Origin of the sequence: Butyricimonas sp. Marseille-P3923 (assembly GCF_900184685.1) — a bacterium.
Taxonomy (GTDB): domain Bacteria; phylum Bacteroidota; class Bacteroidia; order Bacteroidales; family Marinifilaceae; genus Butyricimonas; species Butyricimonas muris.
Genome location: NZ_FXXL01000006.1, coordinates 186,328 through 204,118, shown reverse-complemented (window position 1 = coordinate 204,118; position 17,791 = coordinate 186,328). Strand labels below are relative to the sequence as shown.

Sequence of the window (17,791 nt, the reverse complement as noted above, 5' to 3'; positions counted from 1 at the left end):
ATTTTCTGTCATGGGTTAATTCGAAATGTTATTTGAATATTGTGCGCAAGTACCAGCCAATCGTCTGGGATTCATTGGGAACGGGGGACCTTTCTCGTTAATGCAGTTGAAGGTCGTTCAAGAAGTGATCACTTTGACCATCTTTATTATTTTTTCCATGGTCTTCTTCAAGGGAGTGACGTTCCAATGGAATCATCTGGCGGCTTGCGTCTGTCTTGTACTTGCTGTTTATTTTGTATTTATGAAGTGATGTTTATCCGACACGGGGAATACGCAGGGTTTACCCGAAAGAGGGTTACTTTGAGTAATAACCAGCGTGTCGTAGACGCTTTCGATATTGTCGTAAGTCAATACTTCTTCCGGGGTGCCGCTCGAGTGGATACTTCCTTCTTTGAGCATAATCAGTCGGTCGCTGAATTCGCTGGCAAGGTTCAGGTCGTGAATGATAAGCAACACGGTAAGGTTTTGTTCCCGGTTCAAGCGTTGCACGAGATTCAGTATTCGCATCTGGTGGGATATGTCCAGATGGGAAGTGGGTTCGTCAAGCAGGAGAATCTCCGTTTGTTGGGTGAGAGCCCGGGCAATGGCTGCCAGTTGTTGTTCGCCACCGCTAAGTTGGTTCATGAGTTTTGCACGTTTTTCCCATATACCTGTTAATCGCATATTCTTTTCGGCAATGACGTAGTCCTCCTTGCTCTCGAAAAGTTGTAGCGGGGCGTGGTAGGGGAGGCATCCCATGAGAACGTAGTCCTCGATAGAGATAAAATCCGCTTCCACGGTTTGGTTGACAATGGCAAGTTGTTTTGCCCTTGCTTTATGCGTCATGCGGAATGCGTCCGTGCCGTTTATCCGGATAGAGCCTTGTTGCACGGGTAGCATGCCGGTGATGGCTCGGAATAAAGTTGTTTTGCCCGCCCCGTTGGGACCGATAATGGAAGTCAATTTACCCCGTTCCACGGTGAACGAAATATCCCGTATCGTGAATTTATGGTTGTAGCCACATTGAAGGTTTTCTATTTCTATTGCGTTGTCCATATCAGTCTATCGTTTTTTCCGTTTTGGTGTTGCTCATCACGAGGATGAAAATGATACCCCCGATAATTCCGGTGATTACCCCAATCGGTAATTCGTTGGGCGAAATAATCGTTCGGGCGAAAATGTCGGATAAAATCAAGAAGATACCTCCCCCGATAAAAGAACTCGGGAGCAAAATCCGAAAATCGGAACCGATGATAAAACGCATGAGTTGAGGGATAATCAATCCCACGAACCCGATAACCCCGACAATAGAAACACATATTCCGGTAAGCAGGGAACTGAGCAAAAAAAGAACCTTGATAGCCCGGTTGGCATTAATACCTAATTGTATGGCTCTTTCCGAACCCAAACGCATGGCGTTCAACGCCGGGGTGTATAGAAAAGCAAGGCATAGCACGACGAGACTGGTCTCGGAAATCAGTGCAATAAGTGTCGGGTCGGTTTCATTCAGAGAACCCATGATCCAGAACACGATGCCGTGCAAGTTCTCGCTTTTGGTGACGGACATGATCAGCAACATGAGCGAGGAAGAGATAAAACTAATCATCACCCCTGTCAGCAGGAGGCTGTGTACGCGGACATTACCTCGTCGGACTCCGAGCGTGTAAACCAGAATGACCGTGACAAGAGCCCCGGCAAACCCGGCGAAGGGAAGCATAAAACTCCCGTGCAGGGTATGTAGTGACAGGACGATGGCAGCCGTGACTCCCACCGATGCACCCCCCGATATCCCCAAGGTATAAGGCTCAACGAGCGGGTTGCGGAAGATTCCTTGCAGGATGACTCCGGACAGGCTTAAAGCACCGCCGACGATAAATCCGAGAATGATGCGGGGAACTCTTAATTGACGCAGGATGTTCAGGCGAACATCCTCCGGGTCCCCGTTCCAGAGTTGAAATATATCTTGAATGGAAAAACGAATCTCCCCGAAGCAAAGCCCTGCCACAATACTTCCCGCGAGGAGAAGCAGTAAAAAAGCCAGAAATAGAATCCATTTATAATATTTTCCTTGCATGGGGAAATTCAATAGTGATTTTCAGTGCAAAGATGCGAAATATTGGTTAAACTTGAAAGAGCTTTACAAGTTAGTATCGGGGACTTTTGACATGCTCCGGGCAAATGAGTTTTTTGCGTTTTTTGTAACCTCGTGCAGGGGGATGCCGTTAAAAACTAAAAAAAGATGTTATGCTTTCAGTGGAGTTTCAATATAGAGCGAGGAAAATATACAAGTCTGTCAAAAAAATGGTGGAACTGGTAAGCAATGTATTGTTATTCCTTGCTTCATTTCTGGCTGTTATTTTAGTCATTTATCGGTTCGGTTTCAGGATGCCCGATACTTATTCCCACGAAATATATTACGTGTTTCGGGAAATCATGCGTCTTTTTCTGGCTCTTGGATTGTTGCGGTTCGTGTTTAATTTTAGACTGTTACGAGCGGAAAAAGGTTTTTGGGTAGAAGTGCTGGTGCTGTTCTTCTTGTTCGCTTTAACCTTGTTATCCAAACATTTCGATACACCGGGGTTTGAAACGGAACGCCCCGTGTTATTCAAGATAGAGCGTGTATTGACTTACGGGGTGGTATTGCTGCTCAGTATTATTCAGCTCTCTAAACAGATATTTGTCGTGATACGAAGCCGGGTGAAGCCGGAAGTTCTTTTTGCCGGGAGTTTCCTGTTTATTATATTGCTGGGAGCGGTACTGCTGAGGTTGCCTAACGCAACCTACGGGGGAATAAGTTTCACGGATGCGCTTTTCACTTCGACGAGTGCCGTGTGCGTGACGGGATTGACGGTGGTCGATACCGGGGGAACGTTCACGTTAATGGGGCAGGTCGTTTTGTTGTTTCTGATTCAAGTCGGTGGTATAGGGGTAATGACCTTCACGAGTTTTTTCGCCATGTCGTTTTTGAGCGGGACCTCTTTTCACGATCAATTGATGATGAAGAACTTGCTGAACGAGGCTTCCCTAAGCGATATATTCAGGACTGTCGTGTACATTGTTTTGACAACGTTTATTATAGAAGGAATAGGTGTCTATCTGGTATATTTGCAGATACAGGATGTCGCGGGAGTCGGGAATAAAATCTTTTTTTCCCTGTTCCATGGGATCTCTGCCTTCTGTAACGCGGGGTTCTCCACTTTACCGGGAAATCTCTACGATCCCTTGATTCGCCACCTGTACGGGTTGCAGATTATTCTGGCGTTTCTGATTATCTTCGGGGGTATCGGGTTCCCGATTTTGTTTAATTACGGGCGTCTTCTGCACTATGGAATCCGGAATCAGATAAAATGTATGTTGGGACTGAATTACAAGGTGGTTCATGAACCCCGTATCGTGAGTACGACAACCCGTATTGTGTTGCCGACAACCTTGGTGTTGCTGGTCGTGGGAACGGGATTGTTCTGGATATTCGAGAATCACAATGCCTTGGAGGGAATGTCCCTGACGGGTAAATTCGCGACCTCGTTCATGGGAGCGGTGACGCCCCGTACGGCGGGTTTCAATAACGTGAATATATCCATTTTGCACCCGACGACAATCTTTCTGACTATCGTGTTGATGTGGATTGGTGCGGCTCCTATGTCCACGGGCGGTGGTATAAAAGTAACTACATTCGTGATCGCGTTGAAGAATATTTGGGCGAATCTCACGGGAAACGATCGGGTAGTGGTAGCGCATCGTCAACTGACCCGGGAGAACGTGAATCGGGCACATTCCGTGATAGTGCTTTCCATCCTTTGGATTATTCTGGGTACATTCGCTATTATCATCTTGGAACCGACAGCCACGATAACTCAAGCCGTGTTCGAGATCGTTTCCGCCTTGGGTACGGTAGGATTGACCATGGATCTGACTCCGCATCTGAGTGTTGCGGGCAAACTGATCGTCAGCCTCACGATGTTCGTCGGTCGTGTCGGTTTGCTCACCCTTCTGGCTTGCTTTATCCGCAGGCAGGAAGTGAAACTGTACACTTATCCGGACGACACGGTAATACTTTAATAATTGAAAATTGAGAATTGAAAATTGAAAATGATTAGAGTAGGACGTGAATAATAATTTGGACAGATAATATAAATGGAAAAGGTAATGATATATAATAACGAATTGAATCTCGGAAATGGAAAATATGTTTTTCATTTTCAATTTTCAATTCTCAATTTTCAATTATTATGAAGTGTATTGTATTTGGACTGGGAAATTTCGGGCTTGCTCTGTCACAACGGTTGACAAAGCGGGGGAATGAAGTATTGGGCGTCGATTCGGATATTAGTAAGATCAATTTGTACAAGGAATCGATCACGAACACGGTAGCGTTGGACGTGAAGAATGCCCAAGCGTTGCAGACCTTGCCGTTGCTGGACGTGGATGTAGTGTTCGTGGTATTCGGTAAGGATTTTGGAACCTCGTTATTCGTGATAGCCCTGTTGAAGCAGTTTGGGGTGAAGCGTATCGTAGCCCGTTCCATCTCTCCCGTGCACAAGGTGATTTTAACGTCTATGGGAATCACGGAAATCGTAAACCCCGAGTGGGAATATGCCGATTTCTTTGCCACGAAAGTGGAGTTGGGGACGACAATTGATTCTTATGTGTTGGATGACGACCATTTAATTATCGAGTGGGAAGTACATTCCACTTTCGTGGGACGAAAGTTAGAGGATGCCAATTTCGAGGAAGAGTTCGGGTTAAAGCTCGTAGCGTTAAAGCGTTACGATGTCAAGGCCGATAAAACGCTGGTCATGGACAATCCTCCTGCCGACCTTGTGTTCACGACAAAAGACGTGTTCGTGCTTTTCGGTCAGCCGAAGAATTTTCGTAAGCTCGGGATACAAATTGCCTGATCAATACAGTAGTTTGATCAACTCTTCTATCGTCTCCACGAAAGTGATGGGCGTGGGGCTGCAAATGTAGTCGTCAAGCGGGAATAGCTTGTCATTTTTCACGGCATTGAGGCTATTGATCTCTTTCCATTTGGAAATCTCGTTTTCGCCCACGATGCCCATGCCGACGATGAAAATGATATCCGGGTTTTGGAGAAGAACAAATTCTTTGGATATCATGGCATTGTCGAGGTCTTTGGCGATATTTATTCCTCCGGTTTGTTGGATATAGTCGTGCATGAACGATCCGGGCAGGGCGGTATACAACGGGTCGCATCCGATCTCCATGAATACCTTGGGATGTCTGTCGGAAGGAATGTTTTTCTTGGCTTCATTCAATCGTGTTTTGCACTCCTGCACGGTGCTTTCCGCTTTTGTCTTTTTATTTGATAATTCTCCCAGAATAATGAATTGCTCGCATATCTCCTCGAAGTTTTTGGGTTGTTCCAGTCGTAGCGTTTTTATACCCATGCGTTCGAGTCCTTCCAGAACTTTAGGCGGAGTAAGTCCTCCGGTGAGAACGATATCGGGACGGAGAGCCACGATTTTCTCCATGTTCACGTTCACTGCGTCAGCCACTACGGGAATAGAATCTGCCGGTTCCGTGATGCAAAAACGGGTGCAGCCCACGATGCTTTCATTTGCACCGAGTAAATACAGGTTTTGCGTGATGGAGGCGGCAAGTGAAACGATACGCTTGTTCGTCTGCGCCTGTCCGGTAAATACCGTGATAACGAATATAAATAGCAATAAAAATCTTTGCATGATTTTGAATATAAATGATGATACGAAAGTACTACTTTTTAATTTATAGGTAATGTTTCTTGCAAGTGTTTCTCAAGAATATCCCCGTCCCGGAATTCCTGCAGGATATAGTGTGTCCCTAAGAACTCTTTTTTCAGTGCTTGTATTTCTTCCGGTGTTTGTACCTGCGGGATAACGGTTGTCCGGAACTGGTATTCTATCCCGGAGTCCTTGACAAGACGAACGGATTCAAGAATCCGTTCCAGCAGGGAGTCTGTCATAGTGCGGTTCACTTTCCGGTAACACGAGAGTGAAAGGGCAGATTTGATATCCATTGCCACTGCGTCTATCCATTTCCCGCCGATCAACTGTTCCAGAACTTCCGGGTGCGACCCGTTCGTGTCGAGTTTCACGGGTAACCCGAGGGCTTTTATTTTTTGGATAAATGGAATCAAGTCTTCGTGCAACGTCGGTTCCCCTCCGGATATAACCACCCCGTCCAGCCAGTTTTTGCGTCGGTCGAGAAAGTCCAGCACCTCGTGTTCCTCTATATCTTGCGTCTGCCGGAGTAATTCCGGCAGAACAAGGTATGGATTGTGGCAGTACCCGCAACGGAAATTGCATCCTTTCGTGAATATCACTGCGGATACTCTCCCCTCCCAGTCTATCAGGCTTTGTTTGAGAAATGCCCCGATTCTCATAGCGTGCATGCTTCTTTTTCCCGGACGCTCTTGTCAAACAGTTTCCGGTCGTCGAACTCGGCTCGTTTCCCGTTGTTCCATTGGCTCACGGGACGCATGTACCCTACTATCCGGCTGTACACTTCCGAGGAAGCCCCGCAATGCGGACATTTGAAATGTTCTCCCGCGATGTACCCGTGCGAGGGGCATATGCTGAACGAGGGCGAGAGCGTGATATAAGGCAGGCGGAAATTTGCCGTTACCTTACGAATCATGTTTTTAGCCGCTTGTGCGGACGTGCGGTGTTCTCCGGTAAACACGTGGAAAACAGTTCCACCCGTGTACAGCGTTTGTAATTTGTCCTGTTGGTCGAGTGCCTCGTACAGGTCGTCCGTGAAGTTCACGGGCAGATGCGTGGAGTTCGTGTAATAAGGATCGGCACCCTGTTTGAATTGTTCTTGGTTGGCAACGATAATATCGGGATATTCGGCCGTGTCGAGCAAAGCGAATCGGTAAGAGGTACTTTCCGCCGGAGTGGCTTCAAGGTTATAGATATTACCGGTTTCATCTTGGAATTGTGCCAGTATATCCCGCATAAAGTGTATCACTTTTTGCGCGAATCCCATCCCGTCCGGGTGTGAAATAGGAACCCCGAGGAAGTTCATGCAACACTCGTTCATGCCGTTGATACCGATCGTCGAGAAATGGTTTTTCCAGAAACACCCGTAACGCTCTTTCACGTAACGCAGGTAATATTTGGAATAAGGATACAGCCCTTTTTCCGTGTAGCGTTCAATAATTTTGCGCTTGATTTCCAGACTTTCCTTGCTGATTTCCATCAAGTGTTGCAGGCGTTGGAAGAAATTCTCTTCCGATGCGGCTTCATATCCCAAGCGGGGCAGGTTGATCGTGACCACACCTACCGATCCGGTCAACGGGTTCGCTGCAAACAAACCGCCGCCCCGTTTCATGAGTTCCCGTTTATCCAGACGAAGGCGACAACACATACTGCGCACGTTATCCGGCTTCATGTCCGAATTCACGAAATTGGAGAAATAAGGAATACCGTATTTTGCTGTCATTTCCCAGATACCCTCGTACTCCGGGGTATTCCAGTCAAAGTCCGGGGTGATATTGTACGTCGGGATGGGGAACGAGAACAGGCTGCCGGAAGCATCCCCTTCGCTCATCACTTCGGCGAACGCTTTGTTAAGCATCGTCATTTCGGCTTGGAAATCCCCGTACACCTCTTCTTTGATTTCACCCCCGTGCACGATATGTTCGTTTTTCAAGAAATCGGGTACGACGAGATCCATCGTGATATTGGTAAACGGTGTCTGGAATCCTACACGGGTGGGTACGTTCAAGTTGAACAGGAATTCCTGCAAACATTGTTTCACCTGCTTGTAGTTCAACTTGTCAAAGCGTATGTAGGGGGCGAGGAACGTGTCAAAGTTGGAAAAAGCCTGAGCCCCTGCGGCCTCGCCTTGCATGGTATAGAAGAAATTCACGATTTGTCCGAGAGCCGTGCGAAGGTGCTTTGCCGGGCTGCTTTGCGCTTTCCCCTCCACTCCCCGGAATCCGACGGTAAGTAAATCCTTCAAGTCCCATCCCACGCAATAGACGCTTAGGAATCCCAAGTCGTGGATATGCAACGCCCCGCTTTTGTGCGCTTCCGATACCCGTTCCGGGTAGAGTTGGCTTAGCCAGTAATTGGAGGTGATTTGTGTGGATATATGCTGATTCAATCCTTGCAGCGAGTATGAGGAATTAGCACTCTCTTTTACCCTCCAATCGCTCAATGACAGGTAATTATCCATTACCTCTATATTTGTCAGTAAGGTCTTCGAGTTTCGGATTTGCTCGTGTTGCTTGCGGTAAAGCAAGTACGTTTTCATCAGTTGCAGGTCGCCGTGCTGGAACAGCACTAGCTCCACGGTGTCCTGTACCTGTTCCACGTGCGGGAGTTCCTTTTCCGGTGTGCTTGCGGCAAGAATTTGCACGACTTTGTCACACAGAGCACGTGCCGTTTTACGATCGGGCTGTCCGATGGCTCTCGTTGCCTTAAAAATAGCTTGTTCAATCTTTTCCGGTTTGAAATCGCAAATTTCCCCGTTGCGTTTCACGATTCTTGAGAACGTGGTTGATGTTTCCATGATTAAAATTTTAATAATTAAAAAAATACTTCGGGGAAAACACGAGAAAAGATCGTGTATGGCAGAGAATTGTCTTTTTCGCTTTTCACCCGAAAGCTCCAATTTATTTGCAATCGGCAGGTCTTCTGACTTACTCTCGCTTTTGAATCTCCTTCCCATCGACAGCGTGACAGTGGATCATTGATTCAAGCGTTGAATAGAGCTTACAGCTACGGGTATAGTGCGGGATTTTCACCTGCTTCCCTGTTCGTCACCGGAGTGAACCGAATGCATGACAAATGTATGATAAAATAATTGTATTTCAATAGTGGTTTTCAAATAAAATAATTTTATTGGGATTGATGTTTTTTATTGTGCTTATAATAAGTATAATGTGTTTTGTTTTTGAAAATTGTTGGCTCAAAAATATGGAACTTGATTGCTTGATGTAGTTTTTTTTTCTTTAGGTTTGAAATGATTTGTGTAAAAAAAAAACGACCGAAAATTTTACTTTTCGGTCGGTCTTTTTTATAAGTGTATTATCCTGCTATTGTTTTTCTTAATTATTGGGTGCGGCTTTCAATAATTCCGGTCTGGGATCAACATTGTATTCTGCCGAATTAATCGTGGAGAACGTCCAAGCATCCCAAGAATTATTTGCTAATGAACGTTGATCAACTAGATATTGTGAATAATCAAATCCATCCGGTACTGTTGTTGTGTCAGTCCAGCCTAACCAATAGCTTGCGTAGGCTTCGTACCAGCCGCCCATCCAGAGGTCTTCGGGAGAAGAGGTTTTCATACCGTCTAAATTATCCCCATTCTTTTCTTGATAGATGCCGTTCACGAAGTCCTTTTCTGTTAAAGTGAGAGAAGAATTACTGATTTTAATTTTTCCATCATTATTTCCGTCATACCCGAATCCCTTGATTGTGACTCCCCCGAAATTATTTCCGAGAATAACGTACAAGCGAGTATCTTTTTTTGCGATAGCTTTAACCATATCTATTCCCGTTGCACCGGAAGCCCAACGGTATCCCCATGCCAAGAAATGAATTTCATCATCAGTGGGATTCTCAATATCTGAGGCTGTTACCCATTGGATCGTAAGTGCGGAACGGTTATTTCCCGTTCCTGTCCAGTTTTGGATATCATTAATAGAATTGACGGATTGAAGATTTTCATTTACAACTAAAGGCGTTGTATTTGTTTTTAAATCTTCCATTTCCGCTAAGATGGATGTATCCTCGTTACAAGAAGCTAAAAAGCCGATAAATAATAAGGCTATGAAAGATTTTGATAATAAACTTCTCATTGTTTTGATTGTTTTAAATGATTTACTTGAAGTTATAGGTAAAGAATACATTAGCAGGATAATCCGTGTAATTCGCGTAATCACGACTTATTCTGGCATAATTTTCGCTCTCGGAATTAATGCGGCTGAAATCAAAAATCGTGATATGGTTCGTGTGGCGTTGTGAGCCAATTCCCTTTACCGTGTTTAAAAAGACCTCTCCCGTGATAGGATGAACAGCACAAGTATTATATACCAATGGCTTACTCGCGTAGTTCCCTTCCCAGAAATCAGAAGAAGCGGGAATCCAATTTTTGGCATCAATCATGTATTTTGTTTCATTTGTACTGAAAATGTGACGATAAATTGTTGTGGTCGTGTTGCTGATATATATCGTATCTCCCTTGGCAGTGATGTTCGGTGCGGCAGGTTGCGATGCTCTGATACGCAAAAGTGAGGCTGCTTCACCTTGCAATTGATTTTGTGCTAATATTTCATATGATTTCGGGTCGATTTTGTAAATAATACCGCCTTCATCCGAGGCCCAAAGGTTTCCGTCTGTGGCTTTGATTAGCCCGGAAATCTGTTTCTTCCCGAATGCAATTGTATGTGTAACCTCGTTTTTGCCTCGTTCGATAACTATGACCGTGTTTCTTCGTGAGGCAAATAATTTTCCTTCTGCCACAGCCATGGTATTTTTCCGGGCGCCTTGGGTGCCTTTGATTAGAGTCGCTCTGTGATCATTTGCCACTGTTGACGGGTGCATTAGGAAGATGCCATTCCTATTATCACGTATATAGATATCGTCATCTCCCAATACGGCAATGTGTGTTGGCCAATACGAGAAAGTGGTATCGATTACTTGCACCATCTTTCCCTCGTCTTCATAATAACTCGTGTCTATTCCTAAGATAAAAGGATCATGAAAAGAACGTTCTTTTTTTAATGTTTCAGCATTGCAAATGGTTAGAAAACCACCCCCGTTTCCTCCATTTTGGGATACGATATACATTTTGTTGTTTTTGATATATAGGTCTTGGCACACATCTCCTAAATACTCGCCGTTCACCTTGTAATATACATTAGGGGTAATATCTCCTTCCGGGCTGATGTAAATCAACGAGCCGTGAGTCGTAACTAACCCTTCATTCAGTATAAAAGTCCCGTTTTTATACTTACCGGGATTCACGGTAATCGTTGCGGTTTTGGTCGTCGTGCCGTCTGAATTTTTTGCGGTCAGGGCTAGTTGGTAGGTGCCGCTGTTTTCTGCTTTGAACACGTATGTGTCACCTGTCGCAACCTCATCGTTGTCCAGTGCCCAACTAAACGTGTTTTCCAAAGCATTGGTAACTTCCGCCCTGAACACGATGGAATCCGTCAACTCCATGGAATAATTCCCTTGCGCGAAACCCACGATGGGCAGGGTTGGGATGTAGTCATCATCATCACTACACGCGCTAAACAACGAGATCATCAATCCCCACACGATAAAAAAGAAATACAACTTCTTCATAACTGTTTTTTTTGAATTAATTTTATATATTAAAAAACGCAATAATTAATTCATACCCATGTATCCCACGTGGATACAAACATTTCTGTTTGTAGGAAAAAGATGGCGTCAAATATCGACTTGTAAACGGTACTGGCGTTTATGTTCTCCTTTCCCTTTGAACATGAAACATATTAGCTTGTGGCAGGTCTTCTGACTCGTTTCCTTCTCCGGGGCTTCCTTCCCATCCCTCGTGTCGGGGACAGTGGATAAAGTATGCCCGGGAAGTATAGTGAAACTTACAGCAGGGGATTCTGTTCAGGATTTGCACCTGATTCCCTTTTCATCCCGAAACGCGATTTACGAATCGGGACACCACTCACTTCCATTATTCTTTGCGAAGATAGAAGAATGATGTTAAATAATCAAGTATTTTTTTTATTTTATATTCAAATCGCACTCCTTTTAGACTATTCTTGAAATGTATTGATGATGTTGAAGTAAAAAAGCTCCCGGATCATCCGGGAGCTCATGTATAAAATTATTTTTTAGTTAAGTATTTTGGAATATGCTATTGCTATTTGATGCCTGCTGCTTTCAACAAGCGGGGTATGGGTAGGATATTTTGTTCTGCGTCATTAATCGGGGAGAATGTCCATGCATCCCAGCACTCGTCTTCCAGTTCCCGGTTGCTGGCGTAGAAATTGGAATACTCGTACTCCTCCGCTTCCAGTACGGCTTCCCCGTATCCCAACCAGTAGGATGCATAAGCCACGTACCAGCCGCCCATCCACCAGTCGCCCTCGCTGGTAACCCTGACGTCATCAATGTTATCCTCTTGCTTTTGCACGTATATGTTACCATCCGCGAAATTCGTTTCTGTCAAAGAAATCCCCTTGTATTCTCTTTCGTTGTGCACGAAATCATCGCTTTCAATCGAGATTTTCCCGTCACCGTTGCCGTCATAACCGAATCCCTTGATAGTAGTCCCTAGGGCATCGTTCGAAACGATGACGAACAAGCAGGGATCACTCTTGGCAATGGCTTTAATCATGTCAAATCCCGTGGGGGATATCTTCCCTTTTTGCGGTTTATTCCACTTGTATCCCCACGCCCGGAAAAAGACATCCTCGTCTGCCGGGTGCAATAAATCCTCCACCTCCGGTTTTACCCATTGTATCGCCAGCACCGAACGGCAATCGCCTTCGCCCGTCCAGTTCGTGACGTCCGAGATTTTGAAACCGTCTTGTACCGTGATATACGTGCTATCCGATGCCTCGCCCAAGATGTTGGATGCCGTCACCTTGATTTTATACTCTCCCTCTGTGGCGGACGAGAATTCGTATATCGTGTCTGTTGATGTTGCCTTCCCATCCACGAACCATTGCAAGTCAGCACGTGTGGTGTTGATGATATTCGCTCTTAATCTTACCGTTTTCGAGGGAAGAATAGCATTTTTCAAGCTCAAGTTCTGTACAGACACCTCCGGTGCGGTAAGAGGCATCTCCGGTTCATCTTCTCCGCCATCATTATCGCTACAGGAACTCCACATTCCCGCGATAGCCAGAATAGCTAATATATAAAGTAAATTCTTTTTCATGAACCGTTTATTCAAAATTATAAGTGAAGAATGTGCCGGCGGGGAATGCCGTGTGATTTTCGTAATTTGCACTTAATTCTGGTTCATCCCCGCTAAAGTTGAATACACTGATGTTATTAATCTTGTAGTCTTGGCCGTATCCTTTTATGGAATTTAGATAAACTTCTCCGGTAATCGGGTGAACAGCGCACGTGTTGTAAATGATACCGACGTTGTCGACCATCGTTTGGGCATCCACCATTAATTTCGTTTCTCCCGTGCTGAAAATATGACGGTAAATTGTTGATTTAAGGGCACTCATGTATAGCGTGTCCCCTTTGGCTGTAATGCTGGGGGCTGCTGCGTATGATGGGTTCAGAAGGCTTTTTGCTTCCTCTGATACAGTGCTGCTTCCTAGTTTGGCGTATGTTTTCGGGTCAACTTTAGTGATTTTTCCGGATGCATCGGAAACCCAAAGATTCCCGTCGGATGCTTTAATTACACCGGAAACATTCCCGTCAAATTCAATCGTATTGCTAATTGCATCTTTACCTGCTTCAATTACGACAACCGTGTTTTTTACTGTGGCAAAAACTTTCCCGTCAGCAACAGCCATTGTATTTTTCCGAGCACCCTTTGTGCCTTCAATAAGAGTGACGGTTCCACTTGATGGTTGAAATCTTTTTATTCCATTATTGTCACGTAGGTAAATGTCATCATCTCCTAGTACTGCCACGTGGCTAGGCATACTCACCTGTCCGTTAAGTTCTTCCTGAAATTTTCGCTCCCTTTTCAATGTTTCTGCATTGAGGATGGTTAAAAAGCCTCCGTCATCACCCCCGTTTTGTGAAAGAATATACATTTTATTGTTTTTGATGAATAGATCTTGGCTTTGCTTTCCCAAGTCACCTCCGTTTTCAAGGTAATAGGCGTTATCTGTCACCTCTCCTTTAGGATTAATGAAAATTAAATTCCCGGGACTGCCCATGGTTGATTCGTTTATGATAAAAGTACCATACTTGTATTTCCCGTGAACTTCAATTGAAGTGGAAGCATGATTGCGGCTATTTGTAGTGCATGCTATAACAGAAACATTATAATTACCAATACTTTCTGCCGTGAAGGTATAAATAGAATCTGTTGCCACTTTTTGCCCGTTTACAAACCAAGCCAAGCTTGTTTCTGACGGGTTGTCAACTTTGGCTTTCAGTACGATAGATTCCATCGGGAGCGTCGAAAAACTGCCATTCTCGCTTTCGATGGTTACGGTCGGTGGTACGGGTGTCCAGTTATCGTCATCATCACTACAAGAACTCAAGAATCCTACAAATATTCCCAAAAGCAAAAGTGCTAAATAAAACTTCTTCATAATTTTAATTTTCATCATGTAATATTAAATAACTTGTTTATTCTTCCTCTAAAATTCCCACATCAGCGACACGAGGCAGTTACGCAACGGCATCGGGTAGTACTGCGTGGATTCGTAATAAATGTCCAGTAGATTGTCCACCCGTACCTGCGGGGTGAGGCTCATGCCGTTACGGAACTCGTGACGGTAGCCCGCCAATATATTGTGTACCGAATAGGGGTCTGTAGCGTATGCTTGGTCGGTCGTGATAAAGCGTCGCCCGATGTAAGTCACTTGCCACGAGAAAAAGGCTCCCCGGTAATCGGCGGCAACCCGCACGTTCCATTTGAATCTCGGCACGTAAGGAATCTGCTTCATGTACGAGCCGTCGTCCTCGTGCTGTTTCTTGCGGGTACGGGATTGCGACCAACTGTAATTGCCGGATGCGTTCACCTTTAAATCCCCCATCTCGTATGTCAGCTTCCCGTACAGTTCCACGCCTTCCGAGCGCACGTTGCGGTGATTCTGCGGCGTCCACACCCATTGATTCCCGTCCTTGGGCAACCACAGTATCCAGTTGTCGATATACATCAAGTAGCCCGATACCTCCGCGTCCAGCGATAACCCCCGGTACAAGTGTTTCCGGTAAGCCACGGAAGCGTCATACGAGTACCCGTCTTCCGGCTTCACCTCCGGGTTGCCTCCCGGTCGCCAATAGAGGTCGTTCATGCTTGGGAACCGATAATTGTAAGCCATATTCCCTTTTACCTGCAACTCTTTTTCCCACAGGTTAAATACCACGCCCGCCGACCACGTGGATACTCCCTGGCTATCGTTTTGCTCGAACATATACTGCCCGTTCAATATCATCCATTCCACCGGGGTCCACAACGCCGATGCCTGCCACGACAGTACGTTACGGTGATGGCGGAATGGCGGTTCTACCACCGGGATATCATAATCCACGTCGCCCAGTGTGTATTTCGACGAGTCGATATCAATGTAACTGCTCACTCGTATCAAATCGTGCGAGTAAGTCAGGCTTGTCCCCAGCACGAGGTTTTCTTGCGGGGTACACGTGTAGTCTGCAATGCCTTGCCACGTTTGCGATTGATTTTTAGTACCCTCGGGGTCAAACATCCCCCCGGCGTACCATTTGTCGTACTTCTGCCGGTAGTACAGCCATGCCGCTTTCACGTGCAGGGCGTGTATACCCCGGGTGAAATCCAGTCCCGTGTATGCCCGGAAATTCGTTTCCCGTTGTTTCTCGTGTGATTGGTTCACCACCCCAAGCGCGGGGGGCAACATCCGTTCGCCCTCTTGATACCATGCTACTGCCGTCAACCGGGTGTAGCGCGACAACCGGAAATAACCTTCTTGCATTGCTGCCCATTGCGTGTAATCGGCATCCTGTCGTTTCTCGCGGAAGGGGACGTTGGTCAGAATCTTGTTCAAATAAGTATAGTTGTTATCCGAGTGCTGGTAATACAGGCGGGTTTTGAAACTTGATTTCTCTCCGCCCGTGTTTACTTGTGCCCCCGTGGTGTACGTGCCGTAGGAACCGTACTCGCCCAGCACTTTCCCGCTTACTCCCTTTCGCCAATCCGGGTCGGTGAATAGGTTGATACTTCCCCCGATGGCTCCCGTCCCGTTCTTCACGTGGCTGCTCCCGTAATACAAGTTGATATTGTCCGTGAAGAAAACCGGGATTTGCGAGAAATCGAACGTTCCCGACATCGGCGGCGTGATATTGATGCCGTTCCAGTTCACCCGTGTTTGCGAGGGACTGGCTCCACGGAAGGAGGCGGTCGACAAGGCTCCCATCCCGAGGCTCTTGATATAAATAGCCGTGTAGTCCGTCAGTAATTCCGCCAACGAACGGGTTTTATTCGCTTGCATGATTTCCGGGTCTATGCGGCTAACCTTCGCCCCGGCATTTGCCTCGTTGGCGTGTTGGATACGCCGGCTCACCACCTGCACCGTGTCGAGAGTCCCGTGCATCGCCACCGAATCCCGCCGCTGTGCCTCTGCCTGCATCCCGCTGCCCAGCGTGAAACAGGCACATAATCCTATCGTTATTTTTTTGAACATATTCTGCATTTTAACGTTGACTTCCGGGGAAATACACTTGCCCGGGATAAACACCCACTTTGTGGCTTACCCTTCTCCCGTCTTTCAGATAATGACGGATATAACCTCTTTGTGCCGTGTAATCCAAACAATCGCACAGGTAAACGTCGCCTTCGGGGCTAACCGCGAACCCGTACATCATACCCACGCCCGGCAGGTCGTAATAATGTTCGAATTCACCCGTCGTCACGTTCATCCGGTACACGCTCTGCTGTTCTTTTTCGCCCTTGGCGTTTTCTTCTGTCGCACGGGTTTTCACGTTGAAGTATATCCATGTTCCCGTCGGGTCGATATCCGTGCGGTTGTAATTGATATAGCCGATAATCTCGCCCGGTGTCTGTGAGCTCGAGTCGCCGATGGGGAGGGTGTACGATTTAACTACTTTTTCCCGTTTCGGGTCTACGCCTTTCAGCGTGACGCCTGTCACGACACCGCTCCTTTTCTGGTGCATCAATCCCCAGATTATGCCGTCTTTGTCTATCAGCATCCGGCACGTCTTCGTGTACTCCTCGTTGTATATATCCTTGATAACCCGGGCGTACTCTTTATTGATGTTGTTGGCATCGAACACGTACAAACCTCCCTGCGTCATGCCGAACACTTTATTTTCCGCCACGACCAGATATTCCACCCATCTCGGGATTGAAATATATTCCAGCGGCTTCCCGTAAGGGGCTACCGTGCGAATACGCACCAGTTGTCGGTTCAAGTCGGACACGACGGCTTCTGTTTCCGAGATAGGCACTATCTGTCGCGGGTAACCCGCCTGCGTGTAGAGTATCGTTCCCTCGGATTTGAACGTCACGGGATTGACCACCTCGATTTTCTTCGAGTTATTCATCGCCACGAAATACTTTCCGTTAATCAGCGTGATGGATTGTGCCACGTCACCCATTGGGCGATGGTTCACGTCTTGAAAGGCATCCACTACCACGGTACTGTCTTTGTATATCACCGATATCGCCCCGGCGTTTGTGTTAATCAACCCCTCGTTCAGCACGAGAGCCTCAATATCCCCGTCGCCCAGCACCCCGTCGGGATAAGGCATCCCCGGTTTGTCGCACGACGCTAACGTCATGCTAATCCATACGATTGTCAGAAAATGAAACCACTTTTTCATGAACATAAATTCCCTTTTAGTCAGAAAAAGGCTTGACGTACACGGTCGACAATTGTTAAGCTATCGGCGTTCACGTTCTTCCTTCCCCTTGAACGTTAAACAATGTTGTGTATGGCAGGTCTTCTGACTTGTTTCCTTCCCGGCGTCCTTCCCATCCTTAAAATAGACAGTGGATCGTGAGTGCCGGAGAAGTTGTTACGAAACTTACAGCAGTGGATCTGTTCAGGATTTGCACCTGATTCCCTATTAATCCCACGTAAGATTGTAGAATATCTTACACGAGAACCATAACGCCGCGAAAATAATACGTATTTTTTAATATTACTAATGAATGGGGAAAAGATTTATTTCGT

General features: G+C 46.2%; 13 protein-coding genes, 1 pseudogene and 3 riboswitches. Of the genes and pseudogenes, 3 read left to right on the top strand and 11 right to left on the bottom strand.

All coding sequences use genetic code 11. From position 1 onward, the window contains the following. Window positions 1-31 precede the first annotated feature (31 nt). Window positions 32-250 (top strand): annotated as a pseudogene (locus tag CS948_RS06770) (DMT family protein); the annotation flags it as partial. Here the strand turns inward: CS948_RS06770 and CS948_RS06765 are convergent. Next, the gene (locus tag CS948_RS06765) at window positions 229-1,035 is read right to left on the bottom strand and encodes an ABC transporter ATP-binding protein (protein WP_099290959.1); all 807 of its coding nucleotides are present in this window, start codon (window positions 1,033-1,035) and stop codon (window positions 229-231) included. The pseudogene CS948_RS06770 and the gene CS948_RS06765 overlap by 22 nt on opposite strands. A 1-nt stretch (window position 1,036) precedes the next feature. Beyond that, window positions 1,037-2,053, bottom strand: coding sequence for an iron ABC transporter permease (locus tag CS948_RS06760; protein ID WP_099290958.1), 1,017 nt, complete (start codon window positions 2,051-2,053; stop codon window positions 1,037-1,039). A 170-nt stretch (window positions 2,054-2,223) separates the two neighbouring features. On the opposite strand from CS948_RS06760, the gene CS948_RS06750 reads away from it, so the two are divergent. Then, complete coding sequence (locus tag CS948_RS06750; RefSeq protein WP_099290956.1) at window positions 2,224-4,038, top strand: TrkH family potassium uptake protein; 1,815 nt, start codon at window positions 2,224-2,226, stop codon at window positions 4,036-4,038. A gap of 170 nt (window positions 4,039-4,208) precedes the next feature. Beyond that, the gene (locus CS948_RS06745) at window positions 4,209-4,877 is read left to right on the top strand and encodes a TrkA family potassium uptake protein (RefSeq protein ID WP_099290955.1); all 669 of its coding nucleotides are present in this window, start codon (window positions 4,209-4,211) and stop codon (window positions 4,875-4,877) included. Here the strand turns inward: CS948_RS06745 and CS948_RS06740 are convergent, their stop codons facing one another. The 9 genes from CS948_RS06740 to CS948_RS06700 form a co-directional block, all read right to left on the bottom strand. Then, window positions 4,878-5,681 carry an ABC transporter substrate-binding protein gene (locus CS948_RS06740; RefSeq protein WP_099290954.1) on the bottom strand — a complete coding sequence of 268 codons (804 nt, stop codon included), beginning with the start codon at window positions 5,679-5,681 and terminating at the stop codon, window positions 4,878-4,880. 38 nt (window positions 5,682-5,719) lie between these two features. Continuing rightward, window positions 5,720-6,361, bottom strand: a complete 642-nt coding sequence (locus tag CS948_RS06735; protein ID WP_099290953.1) for an anaerobic ribonucleoside-triphosphate reductase activating protein — start codon at window positions 6,359-6,361, stop codon at window positions 5,720-5,722. Beyond that, window positions 6,358-8,496 carry a ribonucleoside triphosphate reductase gene (locus CS948_RS06730; RefSeq protein ID WP_099290952.1) on the bottom strand — a complete coding sequence of 713 codons (2,139 nt, stop codon included), beginning with the start codon at window positions 8,494-8,496 and terminating at the stop codon, window positions 6,358-6,360. The genes CS948_RS06735 and CS948_RS06730 overlap by 4 nt, the downstream gene beginning before the upstream one ends. Before the next feature lie 97 nt (window positions 8,497-8,593). After that, window positions 8,594-8,779, bottom strand: a riboswitch (cobalamin riboswitch). Between the two features lie 255 nt (window positions 8,780-9,034). Further along, on the bottom strand, window positions 9,035-9,790 hold the full coding sequence (locus CS948_RS06725; RefSeq protein ID WP_099290951.1) for a hypothetical protein: 756 nt from the start codon (window positions 9,788-9,790) through the stop codon (window positions 9,035-9,037). Window positions 9,791-9,812: 22 nt separating this feature from the next. Beyond that, on the bottom strand, window positions 9,813-11,282 hold the full coding sequence (locus CS948_RS06720) for a DUF5074 domain-containing protein (RefSeq protein WP_099290950.1): 1,470 nt from the start codon (window positions 11,280-11,282) through the stop codon (window positions 9,813-9,815). Window positions 11,283-11,446: 164 nt separating this feature from the next. Next, a riboswitch (cobalamin riboswitch) is annotated at window positions 11,447-11,656 on the bottom strand. Window positions 11,657-11,838: 182 nt separating this feature from the next. Further along, window positions 11,839-12,861 carry a PKD domain containing protein gene (locus CS948_RS06715; RefSeq protein WP_099290949.1) on the bottom strand — a complete coding sequence of 341 codons (1,023 nt, stop codon included), beginning with the start codon at window positions 12,859-12,861 and terminating at the stop codon, window positions 11,839-11,841. Between the two features lie 7 nt (window positions 12,862-12,868). Next, window positions 12,869-14,209 carry a DUF5074 domain-containing protein gene (locus CS948_RS06710; RefSeq protein ID WP_099291819.1) on the bottom strand — a complete coding sequence of 447 codons (1,341 nt, stop codon included), beginning with the start codon at window positions 14,207-14,209 and terminating at the stop codon, window positions 12,869-12,871. Window positions 14,210-14,257: 48 nt separating this feature from the next. Next, complete coding sequence (locus tag CS948_RS06705; RefSeq protein ID WP_099290948.1) at window positions 14,258-16,279, bottom strand: TonB-dependent siderophore receptor; 2,022 nt, start codon at window positions 16,277-16,279, stop codon at window positions 14,258-14,260. A 10-nt stretch (window positions 16,280-16,289) separates the two neighbouring features. Continuing rightward, entirely contained in the window at window positions 16,290-17,438 is a 1,149-nt protein-coding gene (locus CS948_RS06700; RefSeq protein WP_255301893.1) for a DUF5074 domain-containing protein, read from the bottom strand. Between the two features lie 95 nt (window positions 17,439-17,533). Further along, window positions 17,534-17,743, bottom strand: a riboswitch (cobalamin riboswitch). Between the last annotated feature and the right edge of the window lie 48 nt (window positions 17,744-17,791).